The organism is Ekhidna sp. (assembly GCF_039960695.1).
Lineage (GTDB): Bacteria > Bacteroidota > Bacteroidia > Cytophagales > Cyclobacteriaceae > Ekhidna.
Genome location: NZ_JBDVKP010000018.1, coordinates 60617 through 84158, shown reverse-complemented (window position 1 = coordinate 84158; position 23542 = coordinate 60617). Strand labels below are relative to the sequence as shown.

17 protein-coding genes are annotated in these 23542 nt (G+C 39.3%); 6 read left to right on the top strand and 11 right to left on the bottom strand.

Annotation, left to right across the window (positions count from 1 at the left end):
- Nucleotides 1–35 precede the first annotated feature (35 nt).
- From ABJG98_RS10405 to nth, 3 genes are read left to right on the top strand one after another with little or no spacing between them, the layout of a single operon-like run.
- A complete protein-coding gene (locus tag ABJG98_RS10405) occupies nt 36–635 on the top strand; it encodes a sigma-70 family RNA polymerase sigma factor (RefSeq protein ID WP_348279451.1) in 600 nt (199 codons plus the stop codon).
- Nucleotides 610–837: a hypothetical protein gene (locus ABJG98_RS10400; RefSeq protein ID WP_348279450.1), complete on the top strand. Its 228-nt coding sequence runs from the start codon at nt 610–612 to the stop codon at nt 835–837. The genes ABJG98_RS10405 and ABJG98_RS10400 overlap by 26 nt, the downstream gene beginning before the upstream one ends.
- Nucleotides 838–846: 9 nt before the next feature.
- Nucleotides 847–1491: an endonuclease III gene (gene nth / locus ABJG98_RS10395; RefSeq protein ID WP_348279449.1), complete on the top strand. Its 645-nt coding sequence runs from the start codon at nt 847–849 to the stop codon at nt 1489–1491.
- A 4-nt stretch (nt 1492–1495) separates the two neighbouring features.
- Here nth and ABJG98_RS10390 read toward each other — a convergent pair whose 3' ends face one another.
- From ABJG98_RS10390 to ABJG98_RS10370, 5 genes are all read right to left on the bottom strand, one after another.
- Entirely contained in the window at nt 1496–4078 is a 2583-nt protein-coding gene (locus tag ABJG98_RS10390) for an ABC transporter permease (RefSeq protein WP_348279448.1), read from the bottom strand.
- Nucleotides 4075–4407: a PadR family transcriptional regulator gene (locus tag ABJG98_RS10385; RefSeq protein ID WP_348279447.1), complete on the bottom strand. Its 333-nt coding sequence runs from the start codon at nt 4405–4407 to the stop codon at nt 4075–4077. Before ABJG98_RS10385 ends, ABJG98_RS10390 begins: the two co-directional genes overlap by 4 nt.
- 74 nt (nt 4408–4481) lie before the next feature.
- Nucleotides 4482–7133, bottom strand: a complete 2652-nt coding sequence (locus tag ABJG98_RS10380) for an ABC transporter permease (protein WP_348279446.1) — start codon at nt 7131–7133, stop codon at nt 4482–4484.
- Nucleotides 7126–9783, bottom strand: a complete 2658-nt coding sequence (locus ABJG98_RS10375; RefSeq protein WP_348279445.1) for an ABC transporter permease — start codon at nt 9781–9783, stop codon at nt 7126–7128. Before ABJG98_RS10375 ends, ABJG98_RS10380 begins: the two co-directional genes overlap by 8 nt.
- Nucleotide 9784: 1 nt before the next feature.
- The gene (locus ABJG98_RS10370) at nt 9785–10129 is read right to left on the bottom strand and encodes a helix-turn-helix transcriptional regulator (RefSeq protein ID WP_348279444.1); all 345 of its coding nucleotides are present in this window, start codon (nt 10127–10129) and stop codon (nt 9785–9787) included.
- Nucleotides 10130–10320: 191 nt separating this feature from the next.
- On the opposite strand from ABJG98_RS10370, the gene ABJG98_RS10365 reads away from it, so the two are divergent.
- Nucleotides 10321–10791, top strand: coding sequence for a hypothetical protein (locus ABJG98_RS10365; RefSeq protein WP_348279443.1), 471 nt, complete (start codon nt 10321–10323; stop codon nt 10789–10791).
- Between the two features lies 1 nt (nt 10792).
- On the opposite strand, the gene ABJG98_RS10360 is transcribed toward ABJG98_RS10365, so the two are convergent.
- The 4 genes from ABJG98_RS10360 to ABJG98_RS10345 all read right to left on the bottom strand — a co-directional run bounded on the left by ABJG98_RS10360 (nt 10793) and on the right by ABJG98_RS10345 (nt 17828).
- Nucleotides 10793–13189: an ABC transporter permease gene (locus tag ABJG98_RS10360; RefSeq protein ID WP_348279442.1), complete on the bottom strand. Its 2397-nt coding sequence runs from the start codon at nt 13187–13189 to the stop codon at nt 10793–10795.
- 163 nt (nt 13190–13352) lie between these two features.
- Nucleotides 13353–15995 carry an ABC transporter permease gene (locus ABJG98_RS10355; RefSeq protein ID WP_348279441.1) on the bottom strand — a complete coding sequence of 881 codons (2643 nt, stop codon included), beginning with the start codon at nt 15993–15995 and terminating at the stop codon, nt 13353–13355.
- Nucleotides 15996–16331 (bottom strand): helix-turn-helix transcriptional regulator, encoded by a 336-nt coding sequence (locus tag ABJG98_RS10350; RefSeq protein WP_348279440.1) that lies wholly within the window; start codon nt 16329–16331, stop codon nt 15996–15998.
- A gap of 102 nt (nt 16332–16433) precedes the next feature.
- Nucleotides 16434–17828 (bottom strand): hypothetical protein, encoded by a 1395-nt coding sequence (locus ABJG98_RS10345; RefSeq protein WP_348279439.1) that lies wholly within the window; start codon nt 17826–17828, stop codon nt 16434–16436.
- Nucleotides 17829–17962: 134 nt separating this feature from the next.
- On the opposite strand from ABJG98_RS10345, the gene ABJG98_RS10340 reads away from it, so the two are divergent.
- The gene (locus ABJG98_RS10340; RefSeq protein WP_348279438.1) at nt 17963–18736 is read left to right on the top strand and encodes a DUF6503 family protein; all 774 of its coding nucleotides are present in this window, start codon (nt 17963–17965) and stop codon (nt 18734–18736) included.
- A gap of 6 nt (nt 18737–18742) precedes the next feature.
- Here the strand turns inward: ABJG98_RS10340 and ABJG98_RS10335 are convergent, their stop codons facing one another.
- Nucleotides 18743–19192 (bottom strand): nuclear transport factor 2 family protein, encoded by a 450-nt coding sequence (locus tag ABJG98_RS10335; protein WP_348279437.1) that lies wholly within the window; start codon nt 19190–19192, stop codon nt 18743–18745.
- Nucleotides 19193–19221: 29 nt separating this feature from the next.
- Here ABJG98_RS10335 and ABJG98_RS10330 point away from each other — a divergent pair, with 29 nt between their 5' ends.
- Entirely contained in the window at nt 19222–20262 is a 1041-nt protein-coding gene (locus ABJG98_RS10330) for a hypothetical protein (protein WP_348279436.1), read from the top strand.
- 32 nt (nt 20263–20294) lie between these two features.
- On the opposite strand, the gene ABJG98_RS10325 is transcribed toward ABJG98_RS10330, so the two are convergent.
- A complete protein-coding gene (locus tag ABJG98_RS10325) occupies nt 20295–23387 on the bottom strand; it encodes a CHAT domain-containing tetratricopeptide repeat protein (RefSeq protein WP_348279435.1) in 3093 nt (1030 codons plus the stop codon).
- Nucleotides 23388–23542 lie beyond the last annotated feature (155 nt).

Below are 23542 nucleotides of genomic sequence, written 5' to 3'. Positions count from 1 at the left end.
ATATAGACCTCTACGTTAACAAACAGGTGAATTACATGAATAAGACAAGTTTGAACGATAGCGAATTGCTATCCCTCTATATTGGAGGAAACGAAGAGGCTTTTGAGGAACTCCTCAATCGTCATAAGGACAGGGTTTTTACAACCATTTATTTAATCGTCAAAGACAGGTACACTGCCGAAGATCTTATGCAAGAGGTTTTCATTAAAGCAATTCGTACCATCAAATCCGGCAGATATAATGAGGAAGGAAAATTTCTTCCATGGATTCTCAGAATCGCTCATAATCTGTCCATAGACCACTTCAGAAAAGCCAAGCGATACCCGTTGATCGTGATGGAGGATGGAAGTAGCGTGTTTAATACGCTAGATTTCTCAGAGTCGTCTATTGAAGAAGAACACATCAAACAAGATACCTATAACCTTCTTAAGGCTTTTATTAAAGATTTGCCTGACTCACAGCGTGAGGTGCTAGTTATGCGGCACTACATGAAGATGAGTTTTCAGGAGATCGCTGATGCCACGGATGTGAGTATCAATACGGCACTAGGAAGAATGAGGTATGCCTTGATAAACTTGAGAAAGAAATTTGAGCAAACCCAAAACGCGTATGACAAAAACCTTTACAGAAAATGACTTATTAAGATTTCTTTACGACGAGATAAATGAGGACGAGCGATTAGAGATGAGAGAATCGCTGAGTGCTGACATGGAACTCCGATCAAGATTGGAAGAATTGGAAGAAGCAAAGTCTGCCTTAGAAGCTTTTAAGTTAAAAGCACCAGGCGATGTTGTTTCAAGAATTCTTTATGCTTCTAAAAATCTTGAGTCTGCCTAATTTTAGGCAATGACCAAGAAGGAGCGATTTGAAGCGTTCGTAGGATACTTTTCAGAGTCTTATCCACAACCGGAAACCGAACTACAGTATTCCAATCCGTTTGAGCTACTTGTGGCTGTAGTGCTTAGTGCACAATGTACAGATGCGAGGATCAACAAAGTTACGCCTGCATTATTTGAGGATTTTCCAACTCCTGAACATATGGCGGCCAGTCACTTCGAAGAATTGTTTCCTTACATCCGAAGTGTGTCTTATCCGAACAATAAGACGAAGCACTTGATGGCGCTTAGCAAAAGATTAGTTGAAGAATTCAATTCGGAGATTCCGACTACAATTAAAGAGTTGACCTCACTCCAAGGTGTGGGACGAAAGACCGCCAATGTAATTGTCTCAGTGCTTTACAACCAACCCGCTATGGCTGTAGATACGCATGTTTTTCGAGTCTCAAAGCGACTAGGCCTGGTTACTCAAACAGCGAAAACGCCGCTGGAAGTCGAAAAACAACTTGTGAGACACATTCCTGAAGAATACATCTCACGCGCACATCATTGGTTGATTTTGCATGGCAGATACACATGTATCGCGAGATCACCTAAGTGTGAAAAATGTGAGATCACTCATTTTTGTAAGTTCTTTGAAAAGAACTTTTCTTAAGTGATCACTCATCTTTCAATGACTCAACTGGATTGACGGTGGCGGCTTTAATGGTTTGTGTTCCTACTGTAATCCAAGCGATAAGCAAAGCAATAATTCCAGCTCCGATGAACAACCACCATTCCAACGCTATGCTATATGCATAATTTTCCAACCATTTCGCACCCAAATAATAACTTAGAGGAATACCTATGACTATTGCAATACCTACCATTTTGGTAAAATCCTTTGTGAGTAGGAGGACTATGTTCCAGACACCAGAGCCCATTACTTTTCTTATTCCAATTTCTTTTGTGCGTCTTTCTGTAGTGAATGAAGCCAAACCAAATAATCCCAAACACGAAATCATAATTGCCAGTCCAGCAAAATAGCCTGATAGACTGGCAACTCTTTCTTCGGAGCTATAAAGTGCTTGATAATCCTGATCTACAAACCTGGGGTTGAATGGATAGTTAGTGTTAAACTCATCATATAAACTTTCCATTTTTTCAATCGTTTCCAGCTCCTTTCCAGACTCAATTTTGACCATAATGAAGTGCGTTTGTTCAGGGTTAAATAAGAATAGTGCCGGTTCCACTTTTGTATGGAGTGAAATGAGATTGAAATCCTTTACCACACCGATGATTTTTTTATCTCCGCTGTAGTGATGAATAGTCTTTCCAATTGGATCTTCCATGCCCATCGCTGCAATAGCTGTTTCATTGAAAATTATACTAGTAGAGTCTGTACCAAAGGAAGGATCAAAAGCCCGTCCTTCAACAAGTTCTATTCCCAATAGATCGATGAGGCCATAACCTGCTTTTGTTTCCCAAAACTGAACTTGCTCTTCCTCGGTTTTACCTTCCCAACTTACACCACCGGTAGAGTTTCCACCACCGACCATAAAACCTGACGCCGCAGTTTTTTCAACACCGGATAAATCTTGTAGCTCACTTATGAACGCATCATGGTTTTCAAGCAACTTACCTTCTCTCTCAAAATAGACGATGTTGTCTCGGTCATAGCCAAGGTTTTTGGTTTGAACATATCTCATCTGCTGCTGAATAAGAATAGTTGCTACTATAAGTACGATGGAGATGGAAAATTGCACGATCACTAGTGCGCGTCTACCCCAGCTATGCCTGGAAGCGATGGAGAGACTGGGTTTTAGCGATTTTAGGATATTCATACCCGACAGATAAAACGACGGATAGCTTCCGGCAATAATTCCAACAATTAGAATAATAACCAATGAACTAAAGATCATGTTTCCATCAATGTTTAGTGAAAGTTCTTTTTCAGATAGATAGTTGAACTGTGGCAGGAGGAGATAGACTAGGGCATATGCTACAAAAAGCCCGAGCAAAGACAAGCAAGTTGTCTCAGTAAAATATTGTGCGACTAATGAATTTCGTGAAGCTCCTAACGATTTTTTCACGCCTATTTCTTTCGTTTTCTGTGAGGCTTTTGCGGTCGAGAGATTGATGAAGTTGATGCAGGCAATGATTAGAATGAACAACGCCACCGCGGAGAAGAGCTTTACATATTCAATTCTTCCTCCTGTCTGCTCCCCATTTTCATATTTATTGAATAGATACTGATCTGAATAATTAGTAAGAAACAAGTCTGTTCGTGTTCCCTCTAGATTTTCTTTAAAAATGGCATCTATCTTTTGCTCAGCTTGCTTTTTGTTAGAGGGATCATTTAGTTCTACTATCACTCTCGCATAATAATTTCCCCACTGTTTATAAGATACTAACACCTCGTGGTAATATGTCCATGACATGATGAAGTCAAATTGATCAGACGTTGCTGTAGTCAAATCCTCGATTACAGCAGTAACTGTAAGTGTTTTCTTGAACTGCCAAAAGTGAAACTCCAACGTTTTCCCTACCGCATCGCTAGTGCTAAAGAGACGCTCAGCAAGCGATTCAGTTATTACAATGCTTGATGGATCAACAAGTGCGTTTTTCGCATCTCCATGGGTAATAGGAAATGAAAAAACATCAAAGAAGTACTCATTAGCGAATTTACCATTCACCTTATAGGCATCATTGTCTGTACTTAGAGTATACTCATGAGCATCGGTGGCAGCAACCACATGCTTAACCTCTGAGACTTTGGCTTTAATTTCATCGGCAAGAAGACCTGGAACGCCTTTCCAGGTAAATGTGCCGCTTGCATCGTGGTGGTTTGAATATACCTGATAGATGTGTGAATTATCTTCATGAAATTTATCTTTCCGAATTTCATCAGTGACCCACAGGTAGATGAAAAGTACGCAAGCCAGGCCTGTGGAAAGACCTATCAAATTAATAAGAAATGTGCTTTTATGTCGTTTAAAACCTCTGTATGTGATAAGAAGGTTGTGTTTGAACATTCCTAGATAGTTGAGTTTTTGCCCATTAAATAGTGACCTTATAATATCCTTTCTAAAAAAGCGTAGTACTGTCCAGCCAAATCTGCGTTTGGCTTTACTTGCTCCATATTGTTCCAAGTCTTCGTCAAACTGCTCTTCCATGTCTCCAAGGATTGTTTCCTGTAAGGATGGCTTGCAGTACCACTTAAAAAAGTTGACAAACAATCGGGGAGGTCGCTTTGGGCTCATGAGCTAAAGTTTAGTTGAGGAGTTAGCTTCCAGAGATTGGTTCTGGAATCTTTCATTTCCTGAAGCAACGCTTTGCCAGCATTTGTGATTTTGAAGTACCTCTTTTTTCTACCACCTCTAGCCTTAGTTGCACCTCCCAAGTAAGATTCTAAAAAACCTTTTTCTTCCAGTCGATAAAGTGTAATGTGAGCTGAACTTAGATTCACTTCACGATTTTGATGTTCCTTAATGGCTCTTACGATGGTATTGCCATATGCCTCATCACCCAAGATTAAGACCAAGGTAAGGATCAACTCCTCGAATTCGCCTAAAAAATTTGTTCTACCCATTATTATTGAATTTGTAAAACAAATATACGAATGATTTCTATTTAAGTTGTAAAAGAAATAACTAAGGAGGGATATTATTCACATTTTAGAGACTCTACCGGATTCGCCTTGACGGCTCTGCTAATAAAAATGTAGATGGTGCCCAATGCCATGGTCAGGATAATCCCGACCCCAACAGAAATATTGATAAAAGAGACTTCAGGCGCATTATACACTTTACTTGTCCACGCAATATTGATTAAGACAGCCAGTGGAGTAGACAAAACGACTGCAATTACTATCACCCAAATAAACCCTTTAGATAAACCAATCATTAAACTGTTGATACCGGAACCTAAAACTTTTCTGATTCCAATTTCTTTTGTTTTGAGCTCTACGTGATGAACCACCATGCTAAACTGGCCGAGGCAGGCGATGAGAATCGCAATGAACCCAACAATGCCTACAATATTCACCAACTCAGAAAATTCAGAATTGATATCTTCCATTCCATATGCATAAGTCTCGTAGTGCATTGCATGATTATTATCGAATTCATTCCAAACGGATTCTATTATTTCGGCTCCCTTCTTTGGAGAGATTCCGGCTACTTTAATGTTAATGGTGGTCAATGATTCCGGGTCATATTGCATGATGAGAGGACCACTTTCAACGAATACAAATTGGTAGTTGAAATCTTTAACTACTCCAATGATCTTCTTCTTTACTGTTATTTCCTCTCGTGTATCCTTATCAGATGTGTGCAATTCAATAGTTGCATTCAAAGCATCCATTGGGCTAGCAAATCCTAAGGCATCCATTCCTTTTTCGTTAATAATGACATTCTCCTTTTCATTTTGTGAGCTAGCTGAAAAGTTGTTTCCTGCAAGGATTTCAATACCCAAATTATCAATGGCGTGAGCGTCGATAGAAAAGATGGAAGATTTAATATTCTCTTGTGTAGAAGATCTGCTAGTTAATTCAATGTCCTCAAAAAACGAAAGAACCGGAAGGTTTGATACGGCAGAAACACCAGCGATTGCTGATTTTTTCATCAATTCATTTCGGAATGTTTCATATGGGATATTCTTCCTCATTGGCACATTGATGATATTGGCATGTTCAAATCCATAGTCTGTAGTATCAAAAACTTTTGCTTGCTGATACAGGATGATTGTGGTTATGATGAATATCACCGAGAAGGCGTATTGAAAGAATACAAGCACTTTTCTAAGCAGAAACGATGGTGATCTTCCGGAACCATTCGATCCTTTTAAAACTGAAAGTGATTTGAAAGAAGAAAGGTACAATGCCGGGTAAACTCCGGAGACAATCCCTACAATTATTGAAAAGGCAATAAATGAGAAATAGACATAAAAATTGCTATTGAAATTCATGGTAATAGCACCGTCAATATCACGTAGAATCTTTAGATCATTGAAGATCGGAACTAACATTTGTAACAAAAGAAAAGCACAGATCAGTGAAATAAAGATCACCAGTTGAGCTTCGACCAAAAACTGCGCAATTACCTGTCTTCTTCCAGCACCTAAAACTTTTCTAACACCGACCTCTTTGGCGCGCTTTAAACCTCTAGCAATGGCCATATTCATGTAATTGAAGCTTGCAGAAAGAATCAACACCAAGCCAAGTACTCCGAAGAAATAGGCAACAAAGTTCGGTGTAGTTGTTCCAATTTCGTTGCGAATTAATGATCCGAGGTTTATCTGATCGAGGCGTTGAGTTTCAAATCGAAAGAGATCCTTTTTATCATCTGACATCTTAAAATCCAGATTGGAAAAATAAGCGTCCAGGATTTGAACTGAGGCACCTTCTTTTAATCTGAAATAATTATAAAACACTTTAGATCCTTCTTCCCAATCAGCTAATAAGCTTTTGTTCTCAGTCTTATTAGAAAATGCACTTATTGGAATTATTGCATCATAGGTGAGATGAGTTTTGTATTTACTTCTATCGATCACTCCAGAAATGATGAAATCACCTAATTTTTCGAGAGTAATTACCTTCCCAAGTGGGGAACTTTCTCCAAATATCTTGACTGCCATTTCCTTAGAAAGGATCAGGTTATTCTCATTATTAAGCGCATTGATATTATTGCCTTGCAATAAATCGAAATGGAAGAAGCTTAAGAAGTTTGGGGATACGTATAAGCCACTAAATTGAAATTCGTCATCATCAATCACCAGTAACCCTGAGGCTTTTGCGATTTGAGTAGATTCTTTTACAGACTCTACATGGAGAGGGATCAGTTGGTTGAACTCATAAGGAGAAGTACCGAATGAACGATCTTTATCCTCTGCAACATCATGAACTACCGTAATAGCACGATAGGTGTTGGTGGCATTTGGATTGTGTTCATCCTGACTATCCTGATCAATGATGAAGAGTATAATTAGCATCGTGATTGCCATGCTTACGGTCAGGCCGAAAACATTGATTGCAGTGTATCCTTTTTGCTTCAGAAGGTTTCTGAATGAGATTTTAAGATGATTTTTGAACATACCGTAGGTGTTAATTTTGTTAGTGCCATCGCTTGGCTTAATGAGGTCTTTTCTAAATAAGAGAAGTACATCTTTCATAAATTTTATATCTGCTTTTCGTTTCCCAAGCTCCTGCACTCGCTCTTCATAGAGCTCCATGAGATCACCTTCAATTGGCTTAATCAATCTTGGATGACAAAACCAGCGAAGAAGGCGAAGGAAAAGTTTGGGAGGATTGCTATTCATCTTTTAATGTCTCTACAGGATTTTGTCTAGCCGCTCTCAATGTTTGCGAACCGATGGTTAAAAGTCCGAGTCCAAGCATCAGTAGTGAACCAATAATTACAGTTCCAAATCCTAACTCGACTCGATTTGGAAGGTCGTTAAGCCACAAACTATTGACGAAATAGCTAAGTGGAGCGGCAATTAATATTGAGATAATTAGCAGTTTTAAAAAGGATTTGGAGAGAATCAGGACTATTTTAAAATCCTCAGCACCCAACACCTTTCTTATACCTACCTCTTTTGTCTTACGTTCGGTAACGTATGTTGCCATCCCCAGTAAACCTAGACATGCAATTAAGATCGCGAGAAATGAAATGTATCCTACGATAGTGACCACATCAAAAATGGCAAGATTCGTATTTGCCAATTCCTGATCATAGAAGTCGTATTTAAATTCATGAATGGGATCCAACTGCTTCCACCGAGCCTCCAAATCTGCAACAGTTTTTAGCGGGTTACCTTCTGCAATTCTAACATTTAGATAGTTCAAGTTGCTCTTACTATTACTCAAGGCCATCGGTCTTATTTCGTGTCCATTGATCAATAGTGTTGCTCTAAAGTTTTCTACTACTCCAATGATTTGAACAGAGGACTCACCATTTTCAAGTTCCCAAATTTGACCAATGGCAGATTGCGGGTTTTCATAGCCTAGTTTTTCTACAGCGGATTCATTAATCACGATATATTTTCCATCTTCCCGAGATGAAGTGATCGGTTGTCCATGTAGAAGTTTAAGATTGAGATTGTCAATAAAGTGTTCATCCACATAAAAGTTGAGGAGTACAAACGGCTCATCATCTTCTTTTGATGAAGCCAGTTCGATGACATTCGAGATCCCGGTTGCAGGGATGTAATCAACTGCTGAGATGCTGGTCACACCCGAAACCTGACTAAATTCATTAACAACTAAATCATAATCGTTGCTTTGAAGCGGAATGTTTATGATGTTTTCTGAATTGAATCCATATTCAAATTCGGTATAGTGTTTAAACTGATTATAGATCACCATTGAAGTGACAATGAAAATAAGAGATACTACAAATTGAGAGACATTTAGCACTTTTTGAAGCCCCCATTTGCCTTTGGAAATGTTGGTGTTTTTAAGCGCATTTATAGGATTCTTTTTTGAAAGAAACAGTGCAGGGTATGTCCCTGCGACTAAACCAATAGCTAGGGCAAAAACAAGAAACTTGAAGATGACAGAGAGTGAGGTGCTTAGCTCAAAATTGAAATATTTATTGAACCAGAGGCTCATAAATGCCTCTTTTGTAAAGTAAAGAACCACATAAGCCACCACCAGCGCAATGAGGACAGTAATAACGGATTCAGTAAGAAATTGAAAAATTAGATTTTTTCGCGTTGCCCCGTTTACTTTCCGGACACCAATTTCCTTCATTCGAGTGAGAGACCGTGCAATGGAAAGATTCGTATAGTTTAAACACGCCATTATCATAATGACAAGCGCCAGAATTGACAGAATGTAATAGGCGATTTCAGGCAGACGGAATGAAGGTTCATTATTCACGGGAATTCCAGGCGTAATCTTTGAAAGATTCTGACTGGAAAATTGATAATCGGCAAGTTCTTCTGAGTCGGAATATTTACGATTTGACAAATCAGTTAACGCGATTTCCAATTGATTTTGAGTGGTTCCCTCTTTTACTTTAAGGTATGTGTAAGCTGCCCAATAATATTCCCAGTTTTCAGATACGTTAGCGATTAGACTGTCTGTATATAGCTGTTGTAAAGTGGTGGAAGAAACCAATGCGTCAAACGTCAAATGTGTTTTATAAGAACTTAGGTCTATGACTCCAGTTACTGTATAAGTACCCCAATCCACCGAAGGTTTTCCAGATTCAATGTCCAATATGTGCAGTCCTCTGTCTTCGAATTTTATTTGTTTTCCGATTGGATTCTTATCATTGAATAATTGATAAGCCTTTTCCTTGCTAATTACAATGGAGTTTGGGGATGATAGAGCACTTGATTTATCTCCCTCGATTAGTGGAAAGCTGAATATTTCAAAAAAAGAACTGGTTGTAAAATATCCTTTAAGTTCAACTGTTTTTTGGTTGAAAGAGGCATCTCCTCCGATACCTCTGCGTAAATAAATAGCGTCCTCTACGATGGGGTATTCTTCTTTCAAAGTTTCAGCTAATGGCATAGGTATCGTGGCGTAGGGCCAGCTGCCGATCACGGGTGTTCCCAAAACACGGTAGATCCTATCGTTTTCAGAATGAAACCTGTCAAAGCTCCTTTGATCGGCAAGCATCAGGATGATCAACATACAAACGGACATAGCTACTGCGAGTCCAAATACATTGATAAAGGAGAACATTTTGTATTTCAGGATATTTCTGATCCCTACTTTGAAATAATTTTTGAACATACCGTACGTGTTAATTCTATAAGTGCCATCTGATGGTTTGATAATATCTTTCCTAAACAGGAGGAGCACATCTTTGATAAATTTTAAATCTGCTTTTCTCTTTCCAAACTCCAGCACTCGCTCTTCATAAAGCTCCATGAGATCACCTTCGATGGGTTTAGCCAATAGTGGATGGCAAAACCACCGAAAGAAGCGAAGGAAAAGTTTAGGAGGGCTTTGCATGCTAGATTTTAGCAAATTTTACATCGAGAGAAACTGATGGAATAGCCTCCCACAGTGAGTTTCGAGTCTCTTTAGTATACTGCATAGCCTGCTTTCCAAGTGATGTAATTTTATAATATCGTTTTGGTCGCCCAGCTCTCTCTTGTGTAGCATCTTTGTCAAGTGATGCTAGATAGTCTTTATCTTCCAAGCGCTTAAGAGCTGACTGTAACGCGCCGACACTCACATTCCGTTTCAGTCTATTCTCAATTTCTTTTTTGATGGAAACTCCATATGCATCATCGTAAAGAATGGCTACAGTGAGCATTACGATTTCTTCGAATTCACCTAATTGAAATTTCTTCATTTTTATAAAAGTTATAAGATGAGCGTCTACCACCCCAATCTATTAGTCAAATCCGTGTTCTCAATAGTTGGGTTGAGCATCATGCTCATAATTAATTCCTATTTGTAGTGTTTACGAAGAAAAAGAAATTTGGTTATTAATTCCTATTTGTAGTAAAATTATTATCCCAAGTCAAGGTGTAACTTTAACTAATGAAGGCAGCATCATTGGCAGATATTAAAGGGGAATTGAAACAGCGAAACCCAGATGAGTTGCTTACTATATGTTTGAGACTGGGGCGATTTAAAAAAGATAATAAAGAACTGCTGACCTATTTGCTCTTTGAGGCTGGAGACGAATCTTCATATATCAAACTATTAAAAGAAGATATTGATGATTTGATGGATGATATCAATATGAGTCATCTCTATTATGCCAAAAAGGGTTTGCAGAAAATAGTACGCTCGCTTAATAAGTCACTCCGATACTCAGGCCAAAAGCAAACTGAAGTAGAAGTACGATTATATTTCTGTCAGCATATTAAAGACTCAGGCATAGCCATCAAACGTCACAATACAATTAATAACCTATACCATCGAGAGATCAAACGGATTGAAAAAGCTTTATCAAGCCTTCATGAAGATCTCCAGGCTGATTATAGATATGAGATAGAAAGATTATGATTTAGTCATCCTTCAACGAATCAATCGGATTGGTTAATGCCGCTTTTATGGCTTGAGAGCTTATTGTTACCCAGCTAATAACTAGGCCGATACCTCCTGATATGATAAAAGAATCAGCAGAGATATTGATCCGATAAGCAAAATCCTGTAGCCAATATTCCATCGCAAACCATGCCACCGGAATTGCGAACAGAAATGCCAGGGCTATGATTTTAACAAAGTCTTTTGACAATAATAGTAAGATACTGGTGACACTTGCTCCGATAACCTTCCGGATTCCGATTTCTTTCGTCCGTAGACTTATAGTGAATGCTGAAAGAGCAAGAAGCCCTATTCCAGCGATAAAAATACTGATGCCTGAAAATATTGAAAAGATGGTAACAATGGTTTTCTCGTTTCGATAGTTAGCTTCAAGTGTATCGTCCATAAATCGAAAAGTAAACGATCGATCGGGAATCAGATCTCCCCATTTTTCTTCAAGTATCTCAATAGTTTGCTTGATATTTTGCCCTTCCAGCTTTATTAGAATATATGACATGCGGCCTGCAAATGCTTCATTACTTAGAAGCACCAGAGGTTCTATCTTATTATGCAATGATTGATAATTGAAATTTCGAATCACGCCTTTTACCTTAAAAGGAACTTTTTCGAGTGCTCCCTCGTCGTGCTCAAGCATGCTGATCGTTTCACCAACTGGATCTTCCATTCCAAATGCATCAACAGCGGCTTGATTGAGTAACACAGATTGTTCGTCATTGGATTGTTTTGAAAAGAATGAACCATCGACTAGTTCGAAATCCATCAGCTCAGCCACTTGATCGCCAATAATTACCCTTCTCAGGGAATGTGTAGTAGGTACACTGCCTATTGTGTACTTATCAAACCAGGTTCCCTGAAAGCCCTGAACCCAAAGAGTACCAGCGGTTCCTTTTACTCCAGGAATTGTACTAGCCTCTTCCAGAAAAGGACGAGTATAATTTGCATCCATATGAAAAGTACCTTCAATCACCAATAATTGATCTTTGTCAAACCCAAGATTTTTGTTTTCGAGAAAATCAATTTGTTTCTGGAAGATAAGTGTACAAATAACTAGGAGAATAGAAATCCAAAACTGGAACCCTACTAATCCTTTTTTTGTCCAGCTGCCTTTTTTGGTAAAAAAATATCCTTTCAGGGCATTTACAGGTTTGAAGCAAGAAAGCACAAAAGCAGGATATAATCCAGCCAATAAGCCAATAATAATTGTTGCACTCAACAAGATGATGAAAGCGCTGATTGTGAATGGAAAGACGATAGCTGAGTGAAAGAGGGAATTAAATGTCGGAATCAGCAATAAGGCACTAACAACGGCTAACAATACTCCAACAAAACTTATTATGAATGATTCGATGAGAAACTTAAAAATTAATTGATATTTAGCTGACCCCAGTACTTTTCTGATCCCAACTTCACGTACGCGCTCCAAGGATCGGGCAGTAGATAAATTCATAAAATTGATACATGCGATTAAGAAGATTAGGAATGCAACAGCGACAAGTACCTTGAGCATGGTTGGGTTACCCCTTGCTTTCATACCGCCATCTATTTCTGAGTCCAGGTGTATTGAAGTTAGTGGCCGAAGAAAATAGTTGTAGCCATTTCCGGCTTGTTGATATTCCTTCCACGTGACGTTATTAACCCGTTCTATTTCGCTGGCCAAGTAAGTATCAACCATTTCTGGAAACTTAGCCTCTAGCTTTTCTGAGTCTGCATTAAAATGTAGTTTAAAGTAGCATTTAGCATATCGCAGGTTAAATTGATCCTGGCTAAACCATCGTACTGAAGTAGAAGAAACAAGGTAGGAGAATTTGAAGTGAGAGTTGACAGGAGGGTCTTGACAAACGCCGGTCACGATTGAACTTCTTCCAGAAACAGTAATTGGTTTACCAACCAAATCTAGTGATCCAAAAAATTTCAATGCTGTACTTTCTGTCAGCACGATGCTATTGGGTCTTTTTAAAGCGGATTCGCCATTACCGGTGATCATTTTAAAGCTGAATACCTTGAAAAAATTGCTGTCTGCAAGCAATACACCACTTTCTAAAAAGTTTACCTTTAGGCCTTCATTATCCAATAATGAAATTCGTTGGTTGGGAAATGGACCAGCAATTGCGGTAGCACTCTCTATCTCAGGATAGTCATTTAAAACAGTTCCTACAAATGAATATGGAACGTGACTATTAATCTCTACCCCTTCTGGTGATATCCGATGTTCAACCATCCGATATATTTGATCGGCATTCGAAAAAAACTTATCGTACGAATACTGATTGATTACAAATAATGTAATGAGAATGCAGCTGGTGAGGCCGACAGAAAGACCTAATGAATTGATAAGTGTAAACAGTTTACGTTTCATCAGGCTTCTGATGGCAACTTTTAGATTGTTTTTGAACATAACACAAACATAACTATAAAAATAGTCTTATTACTATTTTTATAGTTATGCAATGAATGCTTGTTATTAAATTTCTGGATTAGCTAGTCAGCTGATTGTAACTAAGTAAATATTTTTGGAGTTTCTATTCATCTCTCAATGAGTCTACTGGATTTGCAAGTGCAGCATTTACAGTCTTGAAGCTCATGGTAATGAAAGCGACCACCAGCGTAACAAGAGCGGAAATCACAAACACCTCAACACCGAGAGAAATGCGATAGGCAAATCCGTCTAGCCAGCTGTTCATCACGTACCAGGAAAGAGGAATAGCAATAATCAACGCGATAACGAAGAGTGCCAGGAAGTCTTTGGAAAGTAATGTAATGATGCGGCTGGTAGATGCACCAAGCACTTTTCTTACACCTATTTCTTTGTTGCGTTGAGCAGTACTATAGATTGTTAAACCGAATAGACCAAGGCAGGCAACAAATATGGCCAAGGTTGAAAAGACGGAGAAGATCATCCCAAACCGCTCGTCCGCATCATATTGTGCGTCGAAATTTTGATCAGCAAATCGTGTGTCAAATGGTCTGTGAGGTACTGCGTTATTCCATATCCTTTCCAATTCAGAAAGTGTTTTTGAATAGTCTACACTCTTAAGCTTAAGTGAGATTACAGATACATTAAACTGTGTACCAAATCGGATAGAAAGTGGCTCAACTTCTTCGTGTAATGAAACATAGTTAAAGTCTTCCACAACCCCCACAATCTTGCCTTCTCTTCCCCATTGTTCGAATGACTGACCAATAATATCTTGAGGGTTAGGATAGCCAAAAAGTCTTGCTGCAGATTCATTAAGAATCAATGCATTGGCGGAATCCAAGGGAAAGTCATCTGAGAAGTTTCTTCCTGCTACCATATTCATTTTGTAGGTGGGTATGAAGTCCTCATCCACTTCGTAGATTGCTGGTCCTTGATAGGTGATTTCGCCGGAAATAGGATCAGCCACTCCGGTTCCGGCATTGGGAAAGAAATCTCCAGGTGTAGCCCGAGAAACCGAAACCATCTCTACATCGCCATGATTTAAAAACTGCTGCTTTATGTACTCCCGCTTTCGTTGCACCTCACCATCATAGCCAAAGTCGATTACTAAAACCTGCTCTGAGTCAAACCCCAAGTCATACTTTTGCAGAAAATCCAGTTGAGAAGAAACTACAGTAGCTCCTGCCAAAAGGATAATCGATAAAGCAAACTGGATCACGACTAAGGACTTTCTCAACCAGATGCCTCTGGAGGATGTCTTAAATGAACCTTTGAGAACCGTGATGGGTCTGAAAGTAGAAAGAACAAAAGCAGGATAACTTCCTGCTACAACACCGATAATTAATATGCCAATAATTGCTACAAGTGCATTCTGAAAAGTGAATAGCCAGTCTATTGGAAGAGCCTTGGCAGAAATGAGTTCTAGCAATGAGTGACCAAAAAACACAAGTATTGTCGCCAAGATTGAAGCAATGAATGTCACAAGAATGGCTTCGACTAAAAACTGATAGATCAATGATCTTCGCTGTGAACCTATCGTTTTTCTGATGGCAACTTCCTTAGCTCGCTCTACCGACCGGGCAGTAGAAAGATTCATGAAATTGATACAAGCAATTAATAAGATGAAAATGGCTACCGAAGTGAAAATGTAGATGTTTCCCATGCTACCTACTGGCCCAGGCTGCCTCCCGGCATCCGAGTGTAAGTACGCTTCAGAAAGGGGCTCAAAATCAATATGGTAATTGAAGTCATTAGGGAAGTTGGCCTCTAGAAAGGCCGGAACCTTCTCCTTTAATTGGTCGATACTAGCACCGGGCTTCATTGTGAAATATGTATAGAAATCGACGTATCCCCAAGCATTAAAAATGGAAGGTCTAGAGTTTCGAAATGTGCTCATTGAAATAAGCCCATTGAAAAAGAAGTGTGAGTTTGTTGGGATCTCAACTACTGCGGTCACTTCGTAAGGTTCCTGGTTATCCATGAGGATCGATTTACCAATGGGATTTTCCTCACCGAAATACTTTACAGCTAGTGCTTTGGTCAGCACCACTGTGTTTGGGCGAACTAATGCTGTTTCGGGGTTGCCAGCTAAAACTTTCCAGTCAAAAACTTCAAATGCTGTTGAATCAGCAAATAAAATATTTGACTCGGAATAGGTGATTCCATTGTAAGAAAATAACCATGGAGCATCACTTGTAAATCGAAAGACCTTATGCACCTCCGGAAAGTATTCCTGCATGGAAGGGGCTACAGGCGCATTACCCCAAACTTGATATTCTTTAGTTGGAAGAGTAGCATAGTCGGGTGCTTCTCCTTGTTGTCCATAGTAGTGAATCACCCGATAGGTGTTTTCGTAGTTGCTGTTGTAAGTGTCATATGAGAGCTCATTGTTGACATAAATAAGGATTAGAATGCAACTAGCAATACCAACACTAAGTCCTGAAATGTTGAGAAAAGAGAATGTCTTGTTACGGAGTATGTTACGCATACTCACTTTGTAGTAGTTAGAGATCATGCCGTAGTTATTTAGTTTTTGACTGTCAGTGAAGGGCCTTATGATACCCGGGCGAAAAAGCTTCATTACGTCCAGAGAGAAGAGCCACTTGGCTGATTTATTTTCGTTAGTCCTTTTTTCGAACCGCTCCAGAAGGTCACCTTCAATATCTTCGGCACATTCCGGGTCGCAAAACCATCGGAAAAACCTAAGGGCCCATCTTGGAGGAGATATTGTTTGTTTTTCGTTCATTTAGTGACTGAATTTCACCACAAACTCAGGAACCGCATTCCACAGGCCAAGGCGCTGTTCTTTAGTTTCTTGAAGGATGTTTTTACCTGCTGAGGTCAGATGAAAGAACCGTTTTCGTTTTCCGCCCCGTACACTTGTAGCTTCTCCAAGCTCTGAAGAGAGGTATCCTTTCTTTTCAAGTCTTCGAAGCACTGTTTGTAAAGCGCCAATACTGACTTTTCTATTGAGGCGACTTTCCATCTCTTCAATGATGGCAAATCCGTAAGCGTCATCGGTGAGAATTGCTACGGTAAGCATCACCACTTCTTCGAATTCACCCAGTTGATGTTTTCCCATGATTTTACATATTTACCTTAAATGTAGTAATAATAAATATCTTATACCTTAATTGTAGTTTTAATGTTTCGTTAAGACGTAATTAATTTTAGTTTGAGATTCTTAATCAATAAAGTTGGAGTAGGTATATGTGCGTCCTGAGATGAGATATTCACCTAAACCATTAACAAATAAATAGTCAAGCGAAGAGGCAAAAGTAAGACCTTCGATACTTGGAAGATTGAGAACTGGACCTTCTATCTTCTGCCATGTTCCATCAATGGATATATATATATTACCACCACTTAAAACATAGATATTACCATTATAATTGGCTATTTGAGAAATGTATGATTCTTCCTCATCATTAAAGTCGATCTCGGAGAGATTGAGCGTGGTGGTATTTAGCAGATGGAGTTTGCTGCTAATTCTGGCAAATCCTGGTTGGTTTGGGCCTGATACAATTTCAGTTTGGTGAGACACAATTAGCAGATTATTATCTTCATCGGGAAGAATGCTCTGGATGCTGCCCGTAATGGTACCCGTATAATCGATCGACTCCCAGTTATTACCAAAATCAGTTGACTGAAGAATTTCATCAGAAAATGTATTGGACTGTCCATACAGATTTCCATTGACACTTCTGACAATCGGATAATTCTCTAATGGCGTTTGAAGTTGTTCCCAATTCTCACCTAAGTCTCTTGATCGATACCATTGAGAGAAAGCATTTTCATGGAAGCCTACAAAAAGAACCGAATCCTCGGCAAGCAATTGGCCAGGCTGCTGAAATTCTTCAGAAAAGGGAAGACCTTCGCTTTTATTTTGCCAGTTTATTCCATCGCTGCTAGTCATTAAGTCACCATTGGTGAGCGCAACAAAAGTTCCATCACTCAAAATATTTATGTCGATTAACTGATTGGTGAACGTGGTAAGGGTAGTCCAGTTGATGAAATCAGTGGACATAATTAATTCAGATTCACGTCCAAAGAAAGGCTGAGAAACAGAGTAGATCGTTCCGTTCCTATTAATCATCGTACTTAAACCTGAGACATTACAAATTCTACTCCATTCTGTATTGGGCTCGGAGGCAGATGCATTGATTTGTACTGATGCTAGTATCGGACAATCGGGATTGGCAAAACAAGAACTTTCGCGGATGATCACCTCAAAAGTTTGATTACCTAAATCACAGCCCAACGATAAGTAAATTCTGGCTTCATAATTTCCATCCAAAACATTTGCACCTATATCTAGACTAAAATTATCGGTTACCAGAAAACCAGCACCTTCTTGACCGTTTTCTACGATGAGGTTTTCTGCTCTGAATCGAGAGGCAACTTTAATGACAATAGGCTCAGGCAAATATTCTCCTTTTACGCCTACTTGATTGTCGCCAGAGATAACTAAAACTTCTCCATCAGGCAGCAGCGTATCATCAGATTTGCATGAATATATTAGCGACAAGCTTAGAATTAGAAGAAGAAAAGTGTAAAGTGAGTGAGGATTTTTTTTCATTCGTGAGATAAATAAGTCGCAAATCTAGTGCTCAAAATTCTATTTGTATTCTTCCTTACGTTTCAAACGATTAGCTTGTATGCTAGTTATGATCTATGTGATTCTAGAATACTTTCGTAGAAAATTTTATTAAAATGAAGCATCTCACCTTTTTGGCAATATTTGCATTTAGTATCGCTTGCCAGCCAGCAACCCAAAATGAAACTACTGAAGAACAAGTACCTGTTTATCAAAAACCTGAACATCATTCAGAATCGCTGACCAAAGTGCTTGATGCGCATGGTGGCTATGAGCAGTGGTCAAGGATGAAATCACTTACCTATTTAAAAGGAGATGAATCAACGGTTACAAATCTTCAGAATAGGAAAATTAGATTAGAATCACCAAAGCAGACGATTGGCTTTGATGGTCAGAATGTTTGGATAGCGCCTGACTCTGTGGATGCAAGCAGAGCAAGATTCTATCACAATTTGTATTTCTACTTCTATGCCATGCCATTTGTCGTTGGGGATCCGGGTGCGTACTATGAAGATGTAGAGGCCAGAGAGTTGGATGGTAAAATGTATAGCGGGATTAAAATCTCTTATGGTGAAAATATCGGAGATGCGCCAGACGACAACTACATTATTTGGTACGATGAGAATTCAAATAAGATGGAATGGTTGATGTATACCGTAACATACAGAAGTGGTGAACCAAGCGATAAGTACAGGCTGGTAAAATATGACCAGTGGAGCGAGTTTAATGGTCTTGTACTACCTACAGTACTTCAATGGTATGAGTATGATGGAGTTAGAGTTGGAGAGGTAAGAAGTGAGGCCATGTTTGATAATATTCAATTGTCAGCTGCTGCTCCAGAAGAGCGTTTGTTTGATATGCCTGAAGGATCAATCATTGCTCCTAATTGAGAAAGACTAATCGATTACTGTATCATGAAAGCCAGCTCTTAGCCAGCGACTCCCATCGTATATCCAAAGGGTAGTAATGCGGAATTGCTTGGTGAACTCAACGCCATTTTCAATACCAGAGCTTTTGATTCTGGCGGTGACGATTGCTGAGTTTTCAAATTGTTCCACAGCATATTCATCCATTAAATATGTGCGAACTTCGAGAATTCCAGCAGCGATATTTTTTCTTCGCGCCGACATATAGGAGAGCCACTTTTCTTTCCCAAATGACTTCCATGTATTATTAGTATGAACATAATTATCGGTTATCATACGGGCCAATGCGGAAGTGTCAGCAGTGACATAAGCTTCATTAAATAGCTCAATGGCGGAGTTTAAATCCCTACGGGAAGGCTCCACTTTTTCAGAACATCCGAACGTAATTATTAGTAGCGTCAATGTGCAGAATAGTTTCATTTATCTTTGAGTTAAATCACCTTAACTATATGAAGCATTTATACCTTCTTTTACTCTCTTTAGTTACTCTTTCTACTTCTTCTTTTGCCCAAGATGGCAAATCTCCTATGGAGGATTTACCTGATTATATTAGCCAGGTTACGCATTTTGGTCAGCGTGCAGATTGGTCACATAATGGTGAGCGCGTGCTATTCATAGAAAAAACCTTTGGTGATGTGTTTGAAGTGGAGGTAAAGTCAGGAAAGATTCGTCCGATGACACACCACTTTTTCCATGAAGGATTCGTGCGCGCGCTGTATTTATCAAATGGAGATATTTTACTATCCGGAGCAAAAAACTTCGATTCAAATGACCCTTGGAAGAGCCGGGACGCACGAAATACAGAACTTTGGGTACTCAGTAAGGATTTGAAATCACCCCCAACTCCACTTGGAGTCCATTGTAAGGAAGGACCTGCAGTTTCCCGAACCAAAATGAATATTGCTTGGGCACTTGGATCGACGATTTATGCCGGAGAAATTGAATACGAAAATAGCAAGCCAAAATTGAAAAATTGGAAGCCACTCTTTCAATCTGCTGATCTGCCATCTCCAGCCAAAGGGTGGGATTTAGAAACGCAAAACTTCAGACCGCAAAATGAGAACGAACTAATTTTTTATGCCTTTGGAGGAACCTTTGGATTTCAGGCAGAGGTACTAGGATATGACATGGATAAAAAGGCCTTTATTAACTATTCACAAAGTGAAAAAACCTACGATGAAGCGGAAGGCACTTTCCCCGATGGGTTGAGTATACTGATTGAAAGCAACAGACACAGACCCAAGTATAAAGGGATGAAAGAATTTCTTACCCTGGATCTATATAAGTTGAAACTGGACGAATCAGGCGATGTGGAGCGAATTACTTTTTTCAACGACAATCCTGAATATAAGGCCTCAAATGGTGTGATAAGTGATGATGGCAGATATATGGCATTTCAATATGCTCACGTAGAAGATCCGGCGGGTAAAGGGAGAGGTATTCTGGTGCTGGACCTTCAGAAATGGGAAAAGAAAAAGGGAAAGCGATAACTTTCCCTTAATTGTATTCTTGTTTGAAATTGCTATTGTCCAACCATGATAAACGCACCCCAATAATAAGGTCTGTCATATTTTTCTTTTAGACGTTTTTGTGCAGTGTTAAATGCTCTTCGCTTATCACCATGAGTAAGCCACTCTTCATAAAAGTTTGTCATTAGTTCTTGAGTTGCGGCATCATCTACCGTCCACATTGACATAATGATAGCATCTGCACCTGCAATCTGGAATGCTCTCTGCAATCCGTAAACTCCTTCACCATTCTTGATTTCTCCGAGCCCTGTTTCGCAAGCTGATAGTACCACGATATCTGTTTCGTCCAGATTTAGATTCATGGCTTCAAAGGCCGTCAAAATTCCGTCATCCGTACCTTGCCTTTCATCCAGCTCACCAGTTCTAATAAAACTATTGGCTCCTGCTAGCACAAGTCCAGATCTCAGAAGTGGATTCTCAACATACTTATCTGTAGTGGCATCGTCAGGGTCAAGTTCCAGGAAAAATCCGTGAGTTGCTATATGCAGAGTACTCGGATTTTTGATCTCTTTTATCTTGTTTTCCACAGCTTCTTCAAGCAGGTAGACCTCTGCTTGCCTCGATTTACTTGCGTATAAGCTGTCGATTAATTGCACCTCTTTTTTAGTTCCTGGAAGCATCCCTAAACCATTAAACGAACGCATGTAGCGGACGAGATTCCCTCGGATTCCACGCGGGATGGTTGCACCTCGTTCTAATGTGCCAGATGCGCCACTTCTCATACCTCTACCTCCACTTTCCTTCTCTTTTACATTTTCATCAGAACCCATGTTGTAGTTAGGATAGCCAAAAAAGATGCTACCAGAGCCATTATTTACTTCTGATTCTGCAATTAAGTCTTTGGTGTTGGTCACAATGGAAAGGTCCAGCTCATTGATGAGATATTCTCTTGTCTGAGGATTTCTCAGGGTATAAATGCTGATCTGATTATAGACACCATCTGGTGCAAAGTAGATTTTCTTCACATCGCCCAGGCGATTGGCAATTGGTCTCCAGAAAAGTCGATAACTGTAGTTTTCAGCAATTTTATACCTAATAGCGTTTCTATAATTCGCCAGATACTTGGTCTCCATCTGGGCGCCATTACGCATAATTACCATCTCTGGAAAATCTTCAGTATCGGCTTTCACGATCAAAGCAGCATAATGCACTTCATCGGTAAAAACCCCGGCTGAGTCAGTCGAAAAATCACGATATCTAACTATCTCGATAGCTGCTTCTCCTGGTTTTAATGTCTTTTGAACATCCTGCCAGGTTAGATTTCTGTTGGCAAAGTTTTTTCCAAATACTTTAGATTCCTTACTCAACTCTTCTTCTAGCGTGTTCGAAATGTTGGTAAGTGAATCGATTTTCTTATTTCTCTCCTTAAGAGAGATGTCTGTCACGCTGAATAGCTTGGCTAGTTGCTCTTTTTGACTAACCCAGGTTTCATACTTCTCAATTAGCGCCTCGTCACCACTTGAAAGAATGCTTTCACGCACTTTGGAAGTGGCATACATGATAAGTCCCTTTAAGGAGAGCTGGTAATTATAGATTTCGCCGATTAGCTCCTTGTCTTCACGTGAGTTTTCTTCAATGAACGAAACATATTGCTCAAAGCCAGGCTTGAGTTTTGTATAATAAAATGTGGCTTTTTCTTCTTCTGTCAAGACAGGAAAAAAGGTATTGATTTGATTGAAGTAGTTGTTAAAGGTCTCCTTATAATAACCCAATGCTTCTTCTGTATTTCCTTGCTTCCAATTGATGATGGCAAGCTGATTTGTGCTTCGCGCGAAGTACGGGTGTTTTTCACCTAGTGACTTTTTGCGAATGTCATACGCTTGATTTGCAAGTGGAAGTGCCTTGTCAATTTCCTCGTACCCAAGGTATGCATTGGCCAAGTTAAAATATGGAAAAGCTGTTTCAGGATGATCTTCTCCTAGTGAGCTCTCATAAGTTTCAATGGCTTTCTGACCATAGTCAATTGCTTGATCAATATTTCCTCTCTTGGTATTTAGAAGTGAAAGATTGTTCTGTACTCGACCATAGTCAATGCTTTCTTTGCCAGCACTCGCTTCAAAAACCTCCAATGCTTCTAAGTGAAGCTGTTCTGATTCTACATATTCGTTGTTGTAAAGAAGCGTAAGCCCTAGATTTAGAAGGCTCAGGCCATAAGTAAATGAGTTTTCACCATAATACTCCTTGTCTTGAGCTAATATGCTCCTTTGAAGTTCTTTGGTGCGTTCATAGTCACCAAGGTTGAAGTAAACGAGAGCCAGATTGTTCTGAACACCTGCTATGGCATCCTCATTTTCGCCTTGCATCCTATTTAAGATATCTAGTGCATCCTGAAATATTTCTTCCGCTTCTGGCAGCTTGCCTTTCTCCATATAAAGGACACCAAGGCTATTCAAAGTAGAGGCATATTCGAAAGTAGCTTCTAGGCCATTATCTTCAAATGTTCTAATTCCTTTGGCGAGGTTCTTTTCGGCTTTTTTGAAAGAACCTTCTATGGCATAAACGTCACCCGTCCACTTATAAGACACTCCTTCTTCTATGCTATTTTTCGCGACTTCTTTTTGGATTTGTTGTGTCACTTCCAATCCTTTTTTTACTTGCTCCGTCTGAAGGTAAAGCTCGATTAAAGCTTTGGATGAATCGAAATATTCTGCACTCTCTTTACCATAAGATTTTGCGTCGGAGGCACGAATGGTTTTTAGGAATTGTTCTGCTTCATTGTAATAGCCAAGCTCTGTCTGGAGAGTAGCCATGTTATAAAGTAGATCTTTGTTATCCTTCTCGGGATCTATTTTTTTCCTTAGCCCCAACTCAAGATTGTAGAAATCTAAAGCAGTTTGATAATCTGAAAGCTCATAATCGTAAGCTTCAGCCAAATATGAATACATATTGGCAGCAACGGTATCTTCTTTATTCAAAAAGAGCTCCCTGATGGTCTCTTCTTCGTCAAGAATTGTGTTATAGTCATAGTCCAGATATGCATCATCGAGCTTATAATAGAGCTTTTCGGCTTTTTTATTTTCGAAAGCATATTGGGAGAAAGCGGAGGTACAAATTGCTAATAATAAAGCTGTTTGCAGAAGTTTCATGGTAGTGATTTTAATACTAAGAAAGCAAGCCTTTCGGACATTCAAAAATTGGCTTACCTTATAGAAGTTAAAGATAGTGTATCTCAATACCTAATAAAGAGCCATTCATGGCTGAAGGAATATTGTTGATCGAAATAACTATTTGATAAAAAATA